Origin of the sequence: Sphingomonas sp. A2-49 (assembly GCF_025548555.1) — a bacterium.
Classification (GTDB): domain Bacteria; phylum Pseudomonadota; class Alphaproteobacteria; order Sphingomonadales; family Sphingomonadaceae; genus Sphingomonas.
Genome location: NZ_JAJLPA010000002.1, coordinates 99,915 through 119,620, shown reverse-complemented (window position 1 = coordinate 119,620; position 19,706 = coordinate 99,915). Strand labels below are relative to the sequence as shown.

Annotated in this window: 21 protein-coding genes; 7 read left to right on the top strand and 14 right to left on the bottom strand. The window is 63.0% G+C overall.

All coding sequences use genetic code 11. From position 1 onward, the window contains the following. Window positions 1-432: 432 nt before the first annotated feature. The 3 genes from LPN01_RS04545 (at window position 433) to fliE (ending at window position 3,019) form a co-directional block, all read left to right on the top strand. On the top strand, window positions 433-1,038 hold the full coding sequence (locus tag LPN01_RS04545) for a DedA family protein (protein WP_262827171.1): 606 nt from the start codon (window positions 433-435) through the stop codon (window positions 1,036-1,038). After that, the gene (locus LPN01_RS04540) at window positions 1,028-2,524 is read left to right on the top strand and encodes a phospholipase D-like domain-containing protein (protein ID WP_262827170.1); all 1,497 of its coding nucleotides are present in this window, start codon (window positions 1,028-1,030) and stop codon (window positions 2,522-2,524) included. The genes LPN01_RS04545 and LPN01_RS04540 overlap by 11 nt, the downstream gene beginning before the upstream one ends. Before the next feature lie 141 nt (window positions 2,525-2,665). Further along, window positions 2,666-3,019, top strand: a complete 354-nt coding sequence (fliE, locus tag LPN01_RS04535) for a flagellar hook-basal body complex protein FliE (RefSeq protein WP_262827169.1) — start codon at window positions 2,666-2,668, stop codon at window positions 3,017-3,019. A 474-nt stretch (window positions 3,020-3,493) separates the two neighbouring features. On the opposite strand, the gene LPN01_RS04530 is transcribed toward fliE, so the two are convergent. Both LPN01_RS04530 and LPN01_RS04525 read right to left on the bottom strand, forming a co-directional pair. Then, on the bottom strand, window positions 3,494-3,871 hold the full coding sequence (locus LPN01_RS04530) for a zf-TFIIB domain-containing protein (RefSeq protein WP_410482791.1): 378 nt from the start codon (window positions 3,869-3,871) through the stop codon (window positions 3,494-3,496). A gap of 66 nt (window positions 3,872-3,937) precedes the next feature. Further along, complete coding sequence (locus tag LPN01_RS04525; RefSeq protein WP_262827168.1) at window positions 3,938-4,345, bottom strand: hypothetical protein; 408 nt, start codon at window positions 4,343-4,345, stop codon at window positions 3,938-3,940. A gap of 690 nt (window positions 4,346-5,035) precedes the next feature. Here LPN01_RS04525 and LPN01_RS04520 point away from each other — a divergent pair. Further along, window positions 5,036-5,434 carry a hypothetical protein gene (locus LPN01_RS04520; RefSeq protein ID WP_262827167.1) on the top strand — a complete coding sequence of 133 codons (399 nt, stop codon included), beginning with the start codon at window positions 5,036-5,038 and terminating at the stop codon, window positions 5,432-5,434. Between the two features lie 83 nt (window positions 5,435-5,517). On the opposite strand, the gene LPN01_RS04515 is transcribed toward LPN01_RS04520, so the two are convergent. The 9 genes from LPN01_RS04515 to LPN01_RS04475 form a co-directional block, all read right to left on the bottom strand. Further along, on the bottom strand, window positions 5,518-5,790 hold the full coding sequence (locus LPN01_RS04515) for a hypothetical protein (protein ID WP_262827166.1): 273 nt from the start codon (window positions 5,788-5,790) through the stop codon (window positions 5,518-5,520). 124 nt (window positions 5,791-5,914) lie between these two features. Then, window positions 5,915-6,664, bottom strand: coding sequence for a VWA domain-containing protein (locus LPN01_RS04510; RefSeq protein WP_262827165.1), 750 nt, complete (start codon window positions 6,662-6,664; stop codon window positions 5,915-5,917). A gap of 13 nt (window positions 6,665-6,677) precedes the next feature. Then, window positions 6,678-7,457: a hypothetical protein gene (locus tag LPN01_RS04505; RefSeq protein ID WP_262827164.1), complete on the bottom strand. Its 780-nt coding sequence runs from the start codon at window positions 7,455-7,457 to the stop codon at window positions 6,678-6,680. 289 nt (window positions 7,458-7,746) lie between these two features. Beyond that, window positions 7,747-8,400: a TerD family protein gene (locus LPN01_RS04500; RefSeq protein ID WP_262827163.1), complete on the bottom strand. Its 654-nt coding sequence runs from the start codon at window positions 8,398-8,400 to the stop codon at window positions 7,747-7,749. 43 nt (window positions 8,401-8,443) lie between these two features. Then, window positions 8,444-9,616 carry a hypothetical protein gene (locus LPN01_RS04495; protein ID WP_262827162.1) on the bottom strand — a complete coding sequence of 391 codons (1,173 nt, stop codon included), beginning with the start codon at window positions 9,614-9,616 and terminating at the stop codon, window positions 8,444-8,446. A gap of 249 nt (window positions 9,617-9,865) precedes the next feature. Further along, a complete protein-coding gene (gene lpdA / locus LPN01_RS04490) occupies window positions 9,866-11,275 on the bottom strand; it encodes a dihydrolipoyl dehydrogenase (protein WP_262827161.1) in 1,410 nt (469 codons plus the stop codon). A gap of 349 nt (window positions 11,276-11,624) precedes the next feature. After that, a complete protein-coding gene (locus LPN01_RS04485) occupies window positions 11,625-11,915 on the bottom strand; it encodes a DUF411 domain-containing protein (protein ID WP_316746845.1) in 291 nt (96 codons plus the stop codon). A 180-nt stretch (window positions 11,916-12,095) separates the two neighbouring features. Beyond that, window positions 12,096-13,034, bottom strand: coding sequence for an NAD(P)/FAD-dependent oxidoreductase (locus LPN01_RS04480; protein WP_262827159.1), 939 nt, complete (start codon window positions 13,032-13,034; stop codon window positions 12,096-12,098). Window positions 13,035-13,092: 58 nt separating this feature from the next. Next, window positions 13,093-13,743 (bottom strand): cation transporter, encoded by a 651-nt coding sequence (locus tag LPN01_RS04475; RefSeq protein ID WP_262827158.1) that lies wholly within the window; start codon window positions 13,741-13,743, stop codon window positions 13,093-13,095. On the opposite strand from LPN01_RS04475, the gene LPN01_RS04470 reads away from it, so the two are divergent. Further along, complete coding sequence (locus tag LPN01_RS04470; protein ID WP_262827157.1) at window positions 13,655-14,215, top strand: MerR family DNA-binding protein; 561 nt, start codon at window positions 13,655-13,657, stop codon at window positions 14,213-14,215. The two genes, LPN01_RS04475 and LPN01_RS04470, sit on opposite strands and share 89 nt — an antisense overlap. A 29-nt stretch (window positions 14,216-14,244) precedes the next feature. On the opposite strand, the gene LPN01_RS04465 is transcribed toward LPN01_RS04470, so the two are convergent. The 3 genes from LPN01_RS04465 to LPN01_RS04455 form a co-directional block, all read right to left on the bottom strand. Beyond that, complete coding sequence (locus LPN01_RS04465; protein WP_262827156.1) at window positions 14,245-14,628, bottom strand: MerR family transcriptional regulator; 384 nt, start codon at window positions 14,626-14,628, stop codon at window positions 14,245-14,247. After that, on the bottom strand, window positions 14,625-16,886 hold the full coding sequence (locus LPN01_RS04460; RefSeq protein WP_410482797.1) for a heavy metal translocating P-type ATPase: 2,262 nt from the start codon (window positions 16,884-16,886) through the stop codon (window positions 14,625-14,627). Before LPN01_RS04460 ends, LPN01_RS04465 begins: the two co-directional genes overlap by 4 nt. A gap of 389 nt (window positions 16,887-17,275) precedes the next feature. After that, window positions 17,276-17,644: a hypothetical protein gene (locus LPN01_RS04455; RefSeq protein ID WP_262827154.1), complete on the bottom strand. Its 369-nt coding sequence runs from the start codon at window positions 17,642-17,644 to the stop codon at window positions 17,276-17,278. Between the two features lie 280 nt (window positions 17,645-17,924). On the opposite strand from LPN01_RS04455, the gene LPN01_RS04450 reads away from it, so the two are divergent. After that, complete coding sequence (locus LPN01_RS04450) at window positions 17,925-18,140, top strand: hypothetical protein (protein WP_262827153.1); 216 nt, start codon at window positions 17,925-17,927, stop codon at window positions 18,138-18,140. Between the two features lie 219 nt (window positions 18,141-18,359). Next, complete coding sequence (locus tag LPN01_RS04445) at window positions 18,360-19,667, top strand: type II restriction endonuclease (protein WP_262827152.1); 1,308 nt, start codon at window positions 18,360-18,362, stop codon at window positions 19,665-19,667. The last annotated feature ends 39 nt before the right edge of the window (window positions 19,668-19,706 follow it).

The following is a 19,706-nucleotide window of genomic DNA, read 5'->3' as shown; positions in this document are numbered from 1 at the left end:
TCCTACTCCTATTACGCCGTCCCTTGCGACACGCCCGGCGCGGTCCGGGCGGTGCCGATCGCGCCGCCAGATGCCCAAGTCGGCGCACCGGCCGCCGCTCCTCCGGCAGCCCTGCCGCCTACGCGAGCTGCTCCGCAGACACCGGATGGGGTTCCCCAGGCCTCGGCGACCGAGTGCCTGATTGCGGTTGCCGATCGTGGAGGCGGTTGGCGCGGCCCCGTTTCTTACGGTGGCGGCTACCCCCGCCGCTACTATGGGTCGCCCTTCTACGGATCGCTAGGGATCGGCATCGGCATCGGAGGGCATCACTATGGCGGCGGTCATCGCGGAGGTGGCTATTTCGGGGGCGGTCACCGCGGAGGCGGCCACCATTGATCTTTCCGGCGGAGATGAACCGCTTTTGACGGACGAACAGCCGAGAGGAAGCGAAAAGTGGCGCAATGGATCCAGCAGCTTGTCGATCAACTCGGCTATTTCGGCATCGCCGTGCTGATGTTCGTCGAGACCGTGTTTCCGCCACTGCCATCCGAGGTCATAATGCCGCTCGCCGGGCTGCGCGCCGCCCGTGGGGCGCTGTCGCTACCCGGCGTGATTGCCGCCGGGGCTGCCGGCGCCATGACCGGCAACCTCTGCTGGTATGCGGTTGCTCGCATGCTCGGCATCGACCGGCTACACGGGTTGATTGATCGGCACGGCCGATGGTTGACGCTGGGGTGGGAAGAGGTCGAACGCGCGAAAAGTTGGTTCGGTCGTCATGGCGCGCTGTTCGTCTGTGTCGGCCGCATCGTTCCGACCGTGCGATCGGTCGTGTCCATCCCGGCCGGGCTTCTGCGGATGCCCTTGGGACCGTTCCTGTTCTGGTCGACGGTCGGCACGGCCGCTTGGACGGCAATCCTCGCCGCCGCCGGGTTTCTGCTTGGACAGCGCTATGGGGTGGTCGATCGTTTGATGGGCCCTTTCTCGACGGGAATCATCGTCGTGCTAGTGCTCTGGTACGCATGGCGGGTGGCGACCTGGAGGCCTCGCCATGGACGCTGAGCCGTCCAAGCCCATGAGTGCCGCAACCCTCCAGCGCGCCTTCTGGCAGACCGCCGAGGCGACACGCGCGACCTTCATTGTCGACGCGGACGAGTATTTCAGAGCGGCTAGATCGGCAATGCTCCAGGCCAAGCGGCGCATCCTGCTCATCGGCTGGGACTTCGATGCCCGCATCCACTTTGCTGGCGACGGTCAGGATGAGGGTCCGCCAACGGTCGGGGCGTTCATCAGTTGGCTGGTCAAGCAAAGTCCCCTGCTCGAAATCCACATCCTTCGGTGGGATACCGGTGCGCTGACGACGCTCTTCCACGGCCGTACCCTACTCACGCTCCTGCGCTGGATGCGCGATCCGCAGATCCATCTGAAGCTCGACGGCCATCACCCAGTCGCCGCCTCGCATCACCAGAAGGTGGTGGTGATCGACGACTGCGTGGCGTTCTGCGGCGGCATCGACATGACACGCGAGCGATGGGACACCCGAGCACACCGGGATAGCGAACCGCGCCGCATCACGCCCGCCGGCCGACCGCATGGGCCTTGGCACGACGCCGCGATGGTGCTCGAGGGGCCAATCGCCGGTGCCCTTGGCGACGCCTGCCGGGAACGGTGGCGAGCGGCGGGCGGCCGGGCGTTCGATCCGGTCGTTGGGGGACGCGATTGCTGGCCCGCCGGGCTCGCTGCCGACTTCGTCAATGTGCCGGTCGGTATCTCACGGACGCTGCCGCAGATGGACGATCAGGAGCCCGTGCATGAGATCGAGGCGCTTTATGTAACGCTTATCGCCCGCGCCCGACGTCTCATCTATGCCGAAAGCCAGTATTTCGCGTCTCGGCGCGTAGCCGAGGCGATCGCACGGCGTCTCGACGAACCGGACGGTCCGGAGATCGTGATCGTCAACCCGACTACCGCGAACGGTTGGCTTGAGCCGATCGCGATGGACACGGCGCGGGCGCGCCTCGTTTCCGAACTGCGCAAGCGCGACGTGCATGGGCGTTTTCGCCTATACCACCCGTTTACCGCCGAAGGCGTGCCGATCTACGTCCATGCAAAGGTCACGGTCATCGACGATGAAGTGCTGCGGGTGGGATCGTCGAACTTTAACAACCGCTCGCTGCGACTCGATACCGAGTGCGACGTGACGATCGACGCGCCCAGTGCGCCGGACGTGGGTGTCGAGCGGGTGATCGCGGACATTCGCGACGGGCTCCTGGCCGAGCATCTCGGGGCTACGCGCGAGGCGGTGGCGAGCAAAATGGTCGAAACGGGCTCTCTGATCGCGAGCATCGCCGCCTTACAGACATCGGGACGTTCGCTACGCGACTATGAGCTTCCCGAGCTCACCGCCGCGGGAGAATGGTTGGCCGACACCGAGTTGCTCGACCCGGAAGGGCCGGATGCAATGTTCGAACCGCTCTCCCGTCGGCGCGGGCTGCTCTTTCATCTGCGGCATCGGCATCGCGGGCGTTCGCGGCACCGCCGTGCTTGAGCAACTGCTGAGCTCAAGCGAGGCTTGACGAGCACGTCGGCTGCTGGGCTTGCGCGTCGCCCTGCCAAACATGACTAACGAGTTGTTAAACTTGACACCCCAGAACAAGTGGACAGCGCTGGTGAATGCGGGAGATGGGCGATGAACGTGAACGGGGTGGCCGACGTGCTGGCGTTGCGCAACGCCGTTCTTCAGCGCAATGCCGCGCTTCGGGACGTAGCCTCCGCTCCCGCGCCAACTTCGCTACGCGGGCCGAGCAACGTCGCTACTCCACCCTCGAGCTTCGCCGCGACGATGCAGGACGCGCTCCAGAAGGTGAATGCGATCCAGGAGCAGGAGGATGTCGCCACCGAAGCCTATGAACGCGGCGATACCACCGACATCGCCACCGTAGCGCTGATGCAGCAGCGCGCTTCGGTCTCGTTTGAAGCGACCCTGCAGGTCCGCAACAAGGTCCTTTCCGCCTACAAGGACATCATGAGCATGGCCATCTGAGCGGGACAACACAACGACTGCCCAGTGGGTGCCCGCTCCGGGGCTGGCGCGTCGCCGCGACCCTCTTTCCTCCGCTCAGGATCGGGCGAAGCGCTCAATCTGACCTGCGAGGACCGCGATGTTGCGCACGCGGAGCATCGTCGCGCCGCTCGGGCTGTGCGAGCGGAGCTTGGGCGAGGTAAGGCGAGAGCTGCGGCATCTTGTATGCCGGTCGCGGGGGAGCAGCCGCAGGGTAGCCGCCATAGCCCCCGCCTTCATAGGCATGGCCGCCGTCCCAGCTGACGCCTCCGTGGGAACCGCTCCAGCTGACGCCGGCGCCATGTGTCTTGCGCTGCGCGGCGGCGGGCGACACGGCAAGCCCGACCGTGACTAATGCGCTCAATCCCACATTCAACTTCCTGATCACGTCGCTTCTCCTGCCGCGTTCCCGATATAATATCGAAAGCGCTGGACGAAATGGCCATCGGCCCGCGTTTAGTGGCGGAACAGACCACCGAGGAAGCCGCCAGGCCGGTAGCTGCCATGATGTCCGCCACCGTGATGTCGGTCGCCATGATGACGATTGCCGTGATGGCCTTCGTCATGGCCGCCCCAGGGCGAAGGCGGCGCATAGCCCGGAGCGGGCGGCGTCGCCTGAGGGGGGTAGCTCGCGGCTGGTTTCGCAGCGGCCTCGTAGGCCGCGTTCTTGTCGATGATCTTGTCGAGTTCGCCGCGATCCAGCCAGATGCCCCGACACTGCGGACAATAGTCAATCTCCACGCCCTGCCGATCGGCAAGCACGAGATCGACGCGGCACACGGGGCAGAGCATGCCCTGCGGCCGCGTCGTCGCAGGTGCCGTATTGTCAGTCATGATTGCCTCCTCACGTCCGAGATGTCACAACCCGGGACCGTCGCCCCGGGCTGCGGTGGTCAGGCCTTAATAGGCATACCCGCGGTAATGTTCATTCCGCTCCCGCCGCTCGTGCCGGCGCTCGCGGCGCTCCTCGCGTCGATCGTGGCGATTGTTGTAGCCGTAGCCGCCGCGATTGTATCCGCCGCCATAGCCGCTCCACGATTGCCGATAGCCATCGCCCCGATAAGAACCGCCATGCTCATCGCCGTGCCCGCCAGCCCGCTGGCCATAACCCCCGCCACCGCCCTGGCTGCCATACCCGCCCCAAGATTGGGCAGTTGCCGCCGTCGGCGCTATGAAAGCAAGCGCGGCCGCGGCCAAGATCAAAGGACCCTTCATGATCGTCTCCAAGATGTGACCGAATGCCACATTGCTACTGATAAAAAGCCGCGATTGAACCTCCAGAAAACGGTGTTGACAGCCATCATTCATGGGTTCGTAGATCGCCAGCTGCCGTAAGCTTGGCGAATTGCCTACTGAAACCTGAAAAGGTGCAAGTACAACTCAACCGATCGACAATTTCCAGATTGTCATTTGCGATGGCGATGGTCTTCCGCAGGGGTCCGTTCAGCCCTCATTCAACGGCCTCAGGCGATCCGTCAGAATCGGCTGTTCGGTCGCGCCGGGCGGCGACGGGAGAGTAAGCTATGCGTACGATGTTTTTGATGGCTGCGGCTGCGCTCGCAGCTGCAATCCCTAGCACCGCGTCAGCGCAACACCATGGTGGGGGGGGCGGACATGGTGGCGGCTATGGCGGACACGGCGGATATGGCCGCGGGTATGGGCATGGCGGATCGATCGCCTTGGGCGGGTACGGCTACCGTCCCGCCGTTCCCTACTATGCGCCCTCCTACTACGACTACCCCGCTTACCCGGTTCGGTATTACCCGCGAGCGCGCTATTATGATCGGCATTATCGCCCGCGGCATCATCGCCGGCACTGGTGACCCTGATCGCGGTTGCTAGCCCATCACGTCTTTCAGGCGATCATTCCTGCCTGATGGTTGAACGGGCACTGCGGCGATATGCTGGTTCGCCTCCAGCGGACTGAACGGCTTGTCACGCTGACGCGAGGCGCTGGCGTGTTCTCTAAGCATTGCACTTCGGATAGATGCAAAGCTTATGAGGATCCTGACTTCGGAACACCGTACAGGAATGAACCGAGGCGTCATTTCCGCGTTCTCCGCCTTCGTCCTGTTTCTCGTTGGTTGCTCCGCGGAACAGCCCAAACAGGTGCCCAGCGAGCAGGAACTGCACGCGGCCGAGGTGGGCGGCAGAGGCGTGGCCGGCCGGCACCACTTTTTATGTGAGGACGGCACCACTCTCCTCGTCGACTTCAAGGCTGAGGGTCTCGGCTTGCAAATACGCGAAAGCGAAACTGCGAGACCAGAGACGCTGACCGCCCCTAGCCCCGGACGGCCATTCGTTGGCGAACATTCTTTTGCTGTGATCGGACGCGGCAAACTCGAGTATCGACGGGGTTCGGAACCCGTACTGACCTGCGCTCGCCAGACGCGCTGACATATCAGGCCCGATGGAAGGCGGGCGAGGAGCTATGCTCGCTTCCCGACCGCGCTTGCGGGAGCCTTACCCTGCCTCGCCCGTTACATCGCCAGAAGGAGAGTGAAATGACAGAAGAAAAACCAGGCCAGCATCACGATCATCCGGGCCATCAGCCCGGCGACCTGGACGAGCATGGCCACCGTGACAAGCAGGGGCAGAGCGAGGTGCCCGGTCAACACCACGATCACCCCGGACATACGCCCGGGGATCTGGACGAGCACGGCCACCGCGATACGCAGGGCCAGAGTGAGGTACCCGGTCAACATCACGACCACCCGGGACATACGCCCGGCGACCTCGACGAGCACGGTCACCGCGACAAAGGCGCTGGCGCTTCCTGAGGAGAAGGGGGAGTAGCGCTCCCCCTTTTTTCATTGTGCAAGCTAACCTGAGCGCCGCATTCTGCCGCATGTACGCTTAGGTGCGCTGAAGTGACGGTTAAGTCTTCAGCCAATCGAGAAGCTCGGGACCCAGCAGCTGCGCGTTCAGTTGCTCGTCCGACAACTCGACGAAAGCATCCAGATCACGGATGATGACGACACCCGTATTGCGGAATTGCTGAGCAATCAATCGAAGAAAGCCGAAATCGACGTCGTGCTCGCATGCACCCACGAACAAAAAGTAGATCTTGTCGCCGCGCCGTTCGGAGTTCTTCAACACCTCAATCGTTCGGGCGTGATCCGCCGGATCGTTCTCGCCATCAGTGACGAACACGACGATGGACCGTTTCTTGGCGCGAACCTCCGGCTCTTTGTCCAAACCGAAGAAGCGACTGAGAAAGCCGCCGCTTTCGGGCTCTGACGGCAGCCAGCCGAAATACCGAAGGTTGCGTTCCAGAACGTAGCTGTAGGTGGTGCCGCCGTTCCAACCGGGCACCCGATCGACCACGTTGCGAACGATGTACCCTTCGCAATCTTCTGGCGTCACCGTGCCGACATGGTGAACGCTGCCCTTGCCGTTGCTGAAGGTGAAGACGTCCATCTGTCCGTCGGGATCCAGTTCCATCCCGTAGGGCACGAGGCGCTGGATCAGCCGGCTGGTCGTGCCCTCCTCATGCTCATGCTCGAAAGAGCCCGAAACATCCATGTCGAAGGCGAGCTCGGCTTTGACGTTCGGTGCGACGCCGGCTTTGTCGAGCGACACGCGCAGCGTGCGGGCGGATTTCTGGAGGTCGAGTTGCAGAGCCATAACGTATAGTTCCTCATGCTTTGAGTTGTTGCAGGATGGTGCGGAGCTGCTGTTGATGCTCGCCCACCTCCGTCGGGTTCGGTTGACGTCGTGCGGAAGAGGCGGTCGTCAGCGCCGCCATTGTTCCCAGCCAGCCCGGCATAGCCACCAGAACCACGTCCTGTATCGCCGAGATCAGCCTCAGAGGCTGCTCCCCCTGGTTGTCGTGCAACGAAGCGCCGCCGCGGATCTGGAGCACGGTCTGCGTGAGGCTCATGCTGCGTTCCAGGAACCGCCTGGACAGGGCCGGCTGGTCCGTCGTGTGATGTTCGGACAAGAACGCCGCCGCCAACGCCGCCGCCTCGATCTCCGTTGTCACGGCTCGGATGAGACGCGCCTGCTCTTCGAGTGCCTCTTTCAGTTCTAGGAGCGGCTCGATCGCTGCGCCGGTGAGCGCAATGAGTTGGTCAAGCTCGACGCGCGCAGCTTCGAATTCACGAGGGCTGTCGATCCGGTCGCCTGCGCCGCCGAATAAGCGGCCGAACACCCCCGACGGAGGCCGTAGTCCGCAGATCGCCTCCAGATCGATTCCACCCAGCAGATCAACCATTCGGCGAACATACCCGCGGGCCCTGCTCAGCACCTCGGCTTGTGAAAGCGCCAGCGTGCGCGAGACGATAGCGGCATAGTTTTTCTGAGCGTCGTGCCCCCACAAGGTGACCTGTCGGTCGCTTTGGCCTTCCACGAAACTCTGGACGAGTCGGATCGCTTTTGCGGCGACCGGGCGTGAAAGACCCGGGGAAAGCCGCTCCAAGTCGGCCGCGGTGACCGCGATTCGCTTGCGCTCGACCCCCGGAATAGCCGTAGGCGCGGTGACTGTCCTGGAGGGGGCGGGACTGCTCGCCTTGGCGGTTGATGAGAGTCTTGCCCGTTCGTCGGGAGCGTTAGGCCTCGGACTCGCGTCTGTACCGGATGGGCGGTCATTTTCGCGCCCGGGACCCGCCTTCCCGCCGGTCGTCGAGCCGATAACGGTCGGGCGCAGCCTCCGACCGCCTTCGCCGATCGAAGTGCCGTTCCGCGCGGGGTCTTCGGACATGGGCCGATCAGGAGAAATGGGCGAGGACGTCGTTGAAAGTCCCGTTAAAGCCGCGACCCACCGCTGCATATTCCCAGCCATCGGGGCCGAGCAGGATGCTGCCGAGCTGGACCACGTTGAAGTCCTTGAATTCGGAGGAAAGCTGATAGGCGCCGAGTTCGCGGCCGCTCTCGTCCGACAGGGTTATCGTGCATAGGTCGATGTCACCGAACGCCGGTTCGTCTTCCGCTGCTTCGCCGGTGTCGTGACCGCCGCCGTGCTCGGCCTCGTGCACGGTCACCAACACGGGGATCTCGTTCACACCGGCAGGTAGCTTCGATCCGTCAATAACGATCGACTCCGTATTGTTCTGTACCCGCATATCACCGCTATGTGCCAGGCCACCGCTGGGCGTCTGGAACGAGCCGTCCGGGTTGGTCTGCAGCACGCCGCCGCGTGGATTCATCCGCGTCGTGTTATAGGTCGATAGCACGCTGGCCAGTTCGGCCACCTTGGCTCCGTTGCCGTCGTTACGCGCCTCCAGCGCGTGAACGTCGACGTCGTCGGCGTGCTCGGCGTCACAACGCCACTCGACCTTGGCGGTGAACCGAGCGCCCTTCTTCAGCGATAACTGGAGTTTGGGTGCTACCGCACCGGGTTTGTCCAACGAGAGAGTGAGCATAGTCGCACGGATCCTTCATTCTGTCCGGGGAAGGGCATGGAGGCTATTTCTGGGAGAGGGTGGCGAGCTCCCGCCGGGCGTCAGCGAACTTTTGGCGAGCAAGCTCGAACTTCTCGTCCGTGGTTTTTCGCGCGGCCTCGACGAGCCCGTGGATCTCCTTGGTGGTTGCGATGATGGATTCGATCTGCTGCGCCTGCGCGATGCGGTTTTCACCGGGCGCGAGCGCCGCCGAAACGGCAACGTCCTTGAGCGCGCGCCCGCGAAGCTCGGTCAGTTGCCGATCAAGCTTGGCTTGGCGCCCGGCGATCTGCTGGACGCTCTTGACGGCGAAAGCACCGTGGATCGACAGCAAGGTCATCTTGATCGATGCGAAGCGCGATGCGACGGTGGTCGCCGTCTCCTGCAGCGTCGCGACCCCCGCCTGCTCGATCTGCTGGATTACAAGCTGATCGGCGGGGAGCCGGGTATAGCTTCCCTCCAGCGCCAGGGCGCGACTTTCGAGCAGCCGCAGCTTGTCCCTCAGCTCGAGCAGGCGGCCCTGCGCAACGGGGTCGGCTGGATCGAGCCCAGCTTCCTGTTCAGCGACATAGCTTCGCGCCTTGTCCAGCAGAGCATTCGCGACCCCGGCCGCCAACGTGAAATCAGCGAAATGGGTGCCGTAGCTCCGCTTGAGCGCCTCGAGATTCTGCAACTCGGCGAACAGCTTCTGCATCTCCTTGGCGAGTTCGCCTTCGAGCCTCGCCATCTCGTCGGCGAGCGTTCTGGTCCGCCCCGCAACAAGGTTGCCGATCGCGGTCATCAGCTCCTCGGCGAGCTGCTCCGGCCGCTTGCCGCGAAGACGGCCGAGCAGGCTTCCGATCAGTCCCGGCTTCTCGCCGTTTTGTACCTTCTCGAGAATCTCTGGCAGGTTGGCGTCTTCGACCCCTTTCTCCAGCCGTCCGAAAAGCGCGAAAACCGCTGCTGCCGAGTTCTTGTCGAGCCGGGCGAGGAAACCGTCGAGCGTCCGCTGGAGGGCTTGTTCCGCATCGAGCCCGATCCTGATCACGTCTCCAGACGGCATGGCGGCGAAATCAAATTGAGCGAGCTGCTTCTCCGCCTCAACCCGCTGCTCGGAGCGAAGAACGATGGCGCCGGTCGCAAGCGGAGCGGCGACGACCGCGGTCGACGTCGCGATCGAGCCTCTCCCGGGATCGGACCCGATCATTGTCGGCTTCATCACATTCTCCCCCGGGTCATCGCGGTAGCGCTGCCCACTTATACAATAGCTGTCGCTCGCGCCAAGAACATCGCCAACCGCCAGTATCGCCGGCGATCCTGCGCGATCGGCTCGCGCTGCCGCTCGGCACGCGTCCGGGCAACTCAGCCACTGCTCGTCGAAGCGACAGTTCCTGCGCCTGCGGACCGATCTTACCCGATCACGCTGACGGACGACGCCAGGGTCGCACGATACCTCCAAACCCTCGCGTCAAATGTGCATGCCCTGCCCTCGCAGCACCAGAGCCGCTTCCTTTATGGACTCCGGCAACGTCGGGTGAGCGTGCACGGTAAGTGCCAAATCCTCGGCGGTGCCGCCGAACTCCATTGCCAGCACAGCCTCCGCGATCATGGTGCCGGCGTCGGGGCCAATGACGTGCGCGCCGAGGAGCCGCCCGGTCGATGGATCCGCGAGCAGCTTGGTCATCCCGCGCGTGTCGCCGTTGCAGCGGGCGCGGCTGTTGGCCGTGAAGGGGAAGGTGCCTACCTTGTATGCGACCCCTGTTGCCTTGAGCTCCTCCTCCGTCTTGCCCACGCTTGCCACCTCGGGAGATGTGTAGATGACGGCCGGGACAAGATCATAATCGACGCCGGGATATTGGCCGGCGATTCCCTCGACGCAACGGACCCCGTCGAGCGTCGTCTTGTGCGCGAGCATGGGACCGGGGATCACATCGCCGATCGCGTAGATCCCGGGCACGTTGGTGGTGAAGCCGAGCCCAACGGGAATCCGTCCCCTCTCGTCGACGAGGACTCCTACGCCGTCCAGAGCCAGTCGCTCGGTGAAGGGCCTCCGGCCGACTGCTACGAGCACGACATCTGCCTTCAGGATTTCGGAAGGGCCACCGTTCGCCGGCTCTATCGAGAGTTCCACTTGCTCCATCGTGCGCTCGGCTGATGTTACTTTCGTGCCGAGCCGGAACTCGATCCCCTGGTTTTGAAGCATCTTGTAAAACTGTGCGGCGATCTGCTGGTCCATGGCAGGAACGATGCGGTCGAGGAACTCGATGACCGTCACCTCAGACCCGAGCCGGCGCCAGACGGAGCCGAGCTCAAGACCGATATAGCCGCCGCCGATGACCGCCAAGCGCTTCGGGACCTCGGTCAGCGAGAGTGCTCCAGTCGAGGAGACAATACGCTGCTCGTCGATATCCACGCTCTTCAGCGTCGCCACGTCGGAGCCCGTCGCGATGATAATTCCTTTCCTGGCGGTCAGGACTTGCTCGCCGCCTCCGTTCAACTCGATGCGCAGCCGATCCGCAGCCTCGAATCGTGCGGTTCCACTGACCCGTTCGATCTTGTTCTTCTTGAAAAGGTACTCCACGCCTTTCGTCAGGCCATCGACTACCTGATCCTTGCGTGCGAGCATCTGGCGTAGGTTCAGCGCGACGCCGCCGACTTCGATGCCGTGCTCATTGAGGCCGTGACCTACCTCCGCATAGAGTTCCGTCGAATGCAGAAGCGCCTTTGATGGGATGCAGCCGACGTTGAGGCAAGTTCCCCCCAGGGTTTCGCGCCGTTCGATGCACGCGACGCTCATGCCAAGCTGGGACGCGCGAATCGCAGCTGGATAGCCCGCAGTCCCACCGCCGATTATCAGAAGGTCGTAAGTATCAAGCATTTCCGGCTCCGCGTTCAAGCGTTGTTAAACAAGTATCATTCGCGAGCCGGCTCAACGGCAGCAACGAAACGATCAGCACGGCAGCGGCGCGATCCGAAGGCTCAGGGTCGCTGTCAGCGCGTGAGCGGGCTGTCGACCCCGTCAATGCGCAGGCGACAAGATGTGGGCGCGAGAAAGCCTGCTACGAGAAGGGCATCGAGCCGCTTTTGAACAGCATGGATCACGTCGTCAGCCCCTGCCTTTTGGACAAATGCCGCCCTCACACTCCGATGCGCCTGCCTGTTTGCGACCTCAGGGTAGGCCCGTCGATCCTGCTGCCGAACGATCAAATGCGCAGCCGCGCCAGAGGCTAACCGCCATGCCGTGCGAACACGCGGTTGCCGCCCGGCCCGAAGGCGATGACGTTGAATCGCTCAACTTGATGCTGCGGCACCTCCATGCCTGGCGATCCCAGCGGCATTCCGGCGACGGCCAATCCGGCGACACCTTTCGGTCGTTCGGCAAGCACGCGTCGGACGTCGGCGAGCGGCACATGTCCTTCGATGACGAGTCCGTCGACCACGGCGGTGTGGCAGGAGTTGACGCCGGCAGGCACTCCGCGCGCGCGTCGAAAAGCGGCGCGATTTCCGTCATCGAGCATCTTGACCGGCCGCCGCAAGGCCTGCCCGGCCTGCCCCGCCCACTTTTCACAGCACCCACAGCCAGGATCGCGGTGTATCAGGATTGGACCTGCGGCGAGCGCAGCTCCCGGTATAGCGACCAACAGGCCGGCAAGGACGAGAGAGCGAGTCATAAGCGATCCTTTCGAATGTTAATTGACCTAACGTTGCGTTCCGACCCCTTCGTTCTCGCGCAAGTCGTTGTGAAGCGTGGTGGCGGCGATCGCAGCATGCCCAATGGCGACACTGATCTGATCGAGCGCCGCGACGATATCGCCGGCGGCGTAGACGCCTTCAAGGCTCGTCCGCTGCTTTGCGTCCGTAAGGATGCAGCTGCCATCACTGAGGACGAGGCCGAGCTGACGTGCCAGCGCGTTGCGGCTGTCGGAACCAAGCGCCGGGTAAATGGTGTCGAAGGTGCATTCCGTTCCGTCGCGCAGATGCGCTGATACCGAGTTGGCAAAGGTAAGCGTAGCGAGCGGGCTCTCCCGTACTCCGACTTGCGCCGCGGACAGCCGCTCCCGATCGTCGTCCGTCAATGCGACGGCCTCGTAAGCAAGCAAGGTTACGTTCTCCGAATAGGTTCGCAGGAACAGGGCTTCGGCCACGCCGTGACTATCGGCGCCGATAACGCCGATCACCTGGCCAGTGGCTTCATACCCGTCGCACACCGGGCAATAGCGCAGCAGCCCGCGGTTAACTGCATCACGGTGTGTCACTGTGTCCATCGCTGGCCGGCGGTTCTCCACTCCGGTGGCGAGCAGCAGTGCCCGTGCGGTGATCGCGATGCCTACACCATGAGCGTGAAATCCATCTTCCCGCCTCTCGACTGCATCTATGCGCCCAGCGACGATCCGCACGCCATATCGTTGTGCCTGTTCCCGCATCCGCTTCAGGAGTTCCTCACCACCGATGCCGTCGGGAAAACCAGCATGATTATGCGACAAGGGGATCCACTTGGCACGGCTGTGCCCCTCGTCGACGACGATCACGCGTCGATGATAGCGCGCCAGATAGATGGCTGCGGTGAGCCCCGCAGGTCCCCCGCCAACTACGAGCGAGTCGCATTGCGCGTCGCAAGTTTCGTCGTCGGTCCTCATACAGCAGGAGCCGAACCGCTGCTGGCGAACTGCCTTCTACCCCTCCTTGAAAGTCGAATCACCGCAGCACCTCGAGATCGACGCGCTTGGCTGCACGCCAGGCGGGGATAGCCTCGGCAAGCACTCGCCAAGCTGAACGCAGAAATATAACGGCGATGAGCCCGCCGACAGCGAAGTCGGGCCATGCCGAGCCTGTCGAACCGACTAGAACCGCAGCGATTAGCACCCCGACGTTAGAAGCGACATCGTTGCGCGAGCATTCGAACGTGCTCGACATATTCACGTTGTCGCCTCGAAAGCGCCATAGCAGAACGAGGCACGTGAGGTTCGCGGCAAGAGCGACGCTGCCGAACCCCAGCATCAGCGTCGACGACGGAGGGATGCCATTCAGAATCTTCTGGACGATGCCGACAATCACTGCGATCCCGAACACGAGGATGATCCCGCCTTTGGCAATTGCTGCCCCGGCTTCCCACCGAGGACCGCGGTTGAGCGCGTAAAGGCTGAGTGCATAAACCACCGCATCGCCAAACATGTCTACCGAGTCCGCCATCAGCGCTGACGAACGCGCCACCAGACCGCCGCCGAATTCGGCCACGAACATCGCAAAGTTGATGGCCATGACGATGATCAGCACGCGGCGCTGCTCGGGCTTTTGGCCGAGCTCGGCGATGGTATCGCCTTTTCTGGAACAGCAATCGTCCGCCATGTCTCGCCTCGCAATGCCGGGTCGGCCGCTCTATATGGACGCTCGACCTACTCGAGGGTCAAGCGGAGAAGCGAATGAAGATCGGCGAGGTCGCAAACTCACCGGGCTCAAGGTCGACACGATCCGGTTTTATGAAGCGGAGGGTCTGATTGACGAAGCCCGACGCACCAGAGGGAACTATCGAAGTTATGAGCGGGCGCACGTTGGTCGTTTGTCATTTATCAAGCAGTCGCGCGACTTGGGATTTACGCTCCTACAAGTTCGTGATCTACTCCGGCTGACTGACGATCCGCGCGGCTCCTGCGCGGATGTCGACGTCATCGTGCTCGAACACCTCGCCGAAATCGACCGCAAGCTGGTTGCCTTGCAAGGGCTAAGAGGCGAACTGGCAAAACGACTGGAATGCTGCGTCGGCCCTCTCACCGACGATTGCGGCATTATTAGCAGGCTGATGTCGAAGCAGGCGGCTTAGGGGCAAGCTGTCGCTTGGCAGGCGCGGCCTTATGCTTCCATGCGGCGAAGAATCGGGCAGTCCGGTCGATCATCTCCGTGACAGCGGTTCACCAAGTCTAGCAGCGTCGATCGCATATCTTCGAGCGTAGCCGCTTTACGCCCGAGTTCATCAGCGCGCGCCTGGGCAAGCATCTTTACTTCGCTGCTAGATCGGCTGCGATCCGACCAGAGGCCGAGCAGTGTGCGGATTTCCTCAATCGGAAATCCCAGATCACGCGCATTGGCGATGAACCGCAGCCGGTGAAGATCGGCATCGGAATAATCCCGGTAGCTCCCGCGCCGTCGCGGCGAAGGCACGAGGCCGATCTTCTCATAGTGTCGGATCATGCGTTGGGAGACGCCGCTGGCGTCCGACGCCGTTCCAATGTTCACAGCTTCACCGCGTTTAGGCGTAAAGCGTTCAGAACGACGGTGAAGGACGAGAGCGCCATCGCCGCCCCGGCCAGCATCGGCGAGAGCAGAATGCCGGCGACCGGGTAGAGCACCCCGGCCGCAACCGGCACGCCGATGCCGTTGAACAAGAACGAGAAGAACAGATTCTGGCGGATGTTGCGCATCGTTGCCTGGGCGAGCTTGCGCGCCCGCACGATCGCCGACAGATCGCCCCGCGTGAGCGTCATGCCCGCGCTTTCGATCGCCACGTCTGTTCCCGTGCCCATCGCAAGGCCGACGTCCGCCGCCGCCAGTGCGGGGGCATCGTTGATGCCGTCGCCGGCCATCGCGACCTTGGCACCGGACGCTTTCAGCTCCCCGATGATACGGGCCTTGTCTTCCGGCAGCAGATCGGACCGCACCTCGTCGAGTCCGCCCACGGCACGAGCGACCGCATCGGCCGTTCCACGATTGTCGCCCGTGAGCATGACGACGCGCAGGCCCTCCTTGCGGAGCGCGGCGATGGCGTCGCGCGCCGATGGCCGCACGGGATCGGCGACCGCGAGCAGCCCCGCGAGTGCTCCGTCGATAGCGACCAGGATGACGCCTGCGCCTTCGCCACGATGACGATCGGCCGCGGCGTCGAGCGGCATGGGATCAGCGCCGATCCGACTGATTTGCGCCGCGTTGCCGATCACGACCGAACGGCCGTTCACCGTAGCGCTGACTCCCAGGCCAGTTTGTGAGGTGAAATCCTCGACCGTGCCGAGCTGGAGCCCGCGTTCTTTGGCGGCAACGACGATTGCATGGGCGAGCGGATGTTCGGATTGACCTTCGACGGCCGCGGCGAGCGCGAGCATATCATTTTCGTCGACCGCTCCGATCGTCTCGACAGCGATCAGCTTGGGCTTGCCTTCCGTAAGGGTGCCCGTCTTGTCGATGACCAGCGTATCGACCTTCTCCAGCCCCTGTAAAGCTTCCGCGTTCTTGACCAGCACACCGGCTGTCGCGCCTCGTCCGGTGCCGACCATGATCGACATCGGCGTGGCGAGCCCGAGCGCACATGGGCAGGCAATAACCAGCACCGCAATGGCATTGAGGATGGCATGGCCCATACGCGGCTCAGGGCCGAGCAGCGACCACGTGATGAAGGTTGCAATCGAGATCAGCACGACAAGCGGCACGAACCATCCTGACACGCGATCGGCAATCGCCTGGATCGGGGCGCGGCTCCGCTGCGCTTCAGCGACCATGCGGACGATGCGCGCGAGCATCGTATCCGAACCAACCGCGCGAGCTTCCATGACCAGGCTGCCCGTCCCGTTGATCGTGCCCCCAGTGACGGCCGCCTCGACCTCCTTGAGTACAGGGGCGGGTTCGCCGGTGAGCATGGATTCGTCGACCGAAGAGCGACCATCGACCACCACGCCGTCGACCGGGATCGCCTCGCCCGGGCGGACCCGCAGCCGGTCGCCGGTCGCCACGTCGGCGAGACCGACTTCTTCCTCCGAGCCGTCAGACCTCAACCGTCGCGCTGTTTTGGGAGCGAGATCCATGAGCGCGCGGATCGCGCGCCCGGTTGCTGCCCTGGCGCGCAATTCGAGCACCTGCCCGAGCAGCACCAGCGTCACCACGACGCCGGCAGCCTCGTAATAGACGGGGACCATGCCCCCGTGCATCCGGAACGTCGCAGGGAAGATGCCGGGCGCGAGTGTCGCGACCACGCTGTAGAGGAACGCCGCGCCGACCCCGATCGCGATCAGCGTGAACATATTAAGATGCCAGGTGCGGATCGAGGTCCACCCTCGCTCGAAAAACGGCCAGCCCGCCCACAGCACGATCGGCGTGGTTAGTGCGAGTTGGACCCACGGCGAGGCCGCAGGACTGACCACATGCAAGCCCGTCATTTCGGCGAACATGGAGACGATCAGCAGCGGGATCGTAAGAGCGCCCGCGACCCATAGCCTGCGCGTGAAATCAACCAGCTCGGGATTGGGGCCGTCGTCGAGAGACGGTTCTTCCGGTTCGAGAGCCATGCCGCAAATCGGGCACGTCCCCGGCCCTTCCTGGCGCACTTGCGGGTGCATTGGGCACGTCCACACCGCCCCCGGCGTCGCTATCGGCTCAGGCTTTGCCTGATCGCCGAGATAGGCGTTTGGGTTAGCCACGAACTTGGTCCGGCACCCGGCGCTGCAAAAATGATATTCATGGCCGGCGTGCTCGGCATGGTGCGCCGTCGTCGCCGGATCGGCCGTCATGCCGCACACCGGGTCCGTCACCCTCGCCGCGTCGTCGGGCACCTTATTTGCCGAGCAGCAGCCACCCGTTTTGCCCGGTTGTTCGGCTGCCACTGGCGCGGTCGACGCCCCCGAGCAGCATGACGAGGGCGCAGCAGCCGGTTCGGCTGCTTGCTTCGCTGAGCAGCCGCAACCCCCGGCGTGGGAATGAGAATGAGGATCGTTCATGGCGTAACTCCTTCGACCCGAAGGCATGTAGGGTCTGACATCGTGTCAAGGTCAACCCCCGCCCCTTCTCACTAGTGTTACGCGTCCGCGACCTGTTTCCCTCAACGGTCGCTGTATCGAGAACGGGGATCAGCCCGCTCTCGATGACACCGGCTAATGCCTGATTTTAGGGCACGATGCCTTTAACGAACGGGTCGCTCGAGTTCGACGATATCATGCAGTTTCACGCTGCCAGTGAGCGGGGATGCAGTCGCAAAATGGTCGTTCAGAGTAGAATCGATGCGCACTGTGCCGATTTCGGTACGCGTAAAGCTCGCGCCGCTACGCGGGCCAGGCCGCGACACATTACGATAGACCTTGAGAACCTGACCGGCCTCGGCGCCGTCTGCCCATCCGATGCACACGACAAGATTCTTGCCCGAGACATCCACCACGCTTCCGCGCATGAAAAAGGTATGGCCGATGCCGGGCGCGGCGATGGCCGGCTGCACTGTGCCCATGAGGGGCGCGGCGAGAAATGCGGCTGCAATCAAAAAGCGGCGTGCGGTCATAAAGAATTCCTTGGATGTGCGGGATCGCCTTGCAAGATTCCCGGTGTTCTGGACCGGCGACCGAACACGATGAAGGGTCGGAAACTACGCAGACCGGAAATTCATGCCCGCGCCCTTGGGCAGCAACCAGCCCGTCGCCACGTGTTCAAGCTAACGCAGTGGTTTGGGCAAGCTCTGCAATTCGGGATCACTGCGGTATGTAAATCCCGAGTCTTTTTAGCCTCTTCGTGAGATCGTATCAGAGCGTGAATCTCCCAGAGCGATCCTTGAGGAACCCGCTATGAAACGTCTTTTTCTCGCCGGCACTCTGCCGTTTGTGTTGCTCGGTGCCTGCGCCACGACTTCGACCGCAGAACAACGTGCGAGCTACGAAAAGATGGAAAGTGGGATGGGAACCGATGATCGTCATGATCACAGCGAGCAAAAGGGAATGGGCAGAAGTTCCATGAACTTAACCCATGGTAAATGTCGTCAGATCCTCGCCAAAAGCCGCTGATTGGCTAGCCGCAAAGGGAAGATCATGACGATGCAGTCGATACCCTAACCGATGGTCGGCTGATCGCGGCGATTGCCGCGTCTATCGCGAGTGGGCTGTAGGAGCGGAGCGCCGGGGTGTGACCGCCCGGATCAGCTTTGCCCTTCCCGCGTAAAACGATATCTACCCGTCGAACTAGAACCGCGGTTGACAGCGCAGCGGGAAGCGCACGGGGGAATAATGGCGGCAGAACTCGGCTTGCAGACCATTGGCGACGATCACGACGGCCTCGTGCGACGTCTCATTGCACGATGGCGGGATGACCCAAGCGCGACCTATCGGAGCTGGTTTCTTTGGGATGAGCGCCTGAAAAACTTTCGCTCGATCCGGCGCGGCATCGGCCAAGTGGTAGCGGAGATCGAGCGCGGCACGTTCGGTGTCGCCTACCGTGGATCGTCGCTCGAGACCGTCGTTCATTCCGTCGCCGAACAGCGGCAAATTTTCAAAGGCGCCGACCACGCCTTCCTCTGGAAACCGAAGCTCCGCATCCCCGACATTTACGAGAGTCCGGAGAACCAGCGCGCGTTCGGTCGCTTGCTCGACGCCTGTTCGTGTTGCGACACGGCTGAGGAAATCATTGGCCATATCCACACGATCGACCGCTTGAAGATCAAGGGGCTCGGGCCAGCGGTCGCGAACCTCCTCTACTTCCTTCATCCCACGCTTGTGCCGCCGTTCAATACCGCGATCGTGAATGGCTACAATGCGCTCACCGGCGCGAATGTGAAGCTGGGAAGCTGGGAGCACTTCCTTGCGATGCGCACAGGCATTCTCGACCTGAACGACCGGCACCGCGATCTCTTGTCGAACGACCTAGGTGCAATAGGCGGCTTGCTGTTCGACGTAGGATCGAAGCGCTATCCTGCGCCTCCCCTTGATGGTGCTGCAATCGGCGACTGGAGCGCGCGGCTCGAAGCGGCGCGCGAGGAAGCGCGCACTCTCAGCAAGGCGGCCCAGCGCGAAGGCGAGAACGAGCGTACTCATACTGAAATCCAGGCCTGGCTTCGCGATCTTGGATTGGCGCTCGGTTACGACGTTTGGATTGCCGCCAACGACCGCAGCCGTCCTTTCAACAGCGCTCCTTTGGGACACGGATGCCTTGAGCGATTGCCCGACACCATCGCGACGTCGAGAGGGGCAGACTCTATCCGCCTGATCGACGTGCTTTGGCTTGAGAAGGGCGGCGATCACGTCGCTGCGGCGTTCGAGGTGGAGCATTCCACGTCGATCTATTCGGGGATCGTCAGGATGCTCGACCTGGCTTTGAGCGGCAGCGACCTTCACGCGACCGCAGGGCTGTTCTTGGTCGCGCCCGACGCACGCGAAGCTGACGTTCGCGCGCAGTTGCAGCGGCCCGCGTTCAGTCGCGTCGCCGACCTCGATATATCCTATCTCCCCTACGGCGAGCTGGAGAAGAACCGTGAGGCCATCGCCCGGTTCGGATCGGGGCTGAAAGCGATTAAGGCCGTGTCCAGCAAGCTCGCGTGAGGCACGCAGCCAAGGGTTAGGGCCGGGAGCCGCGTATCC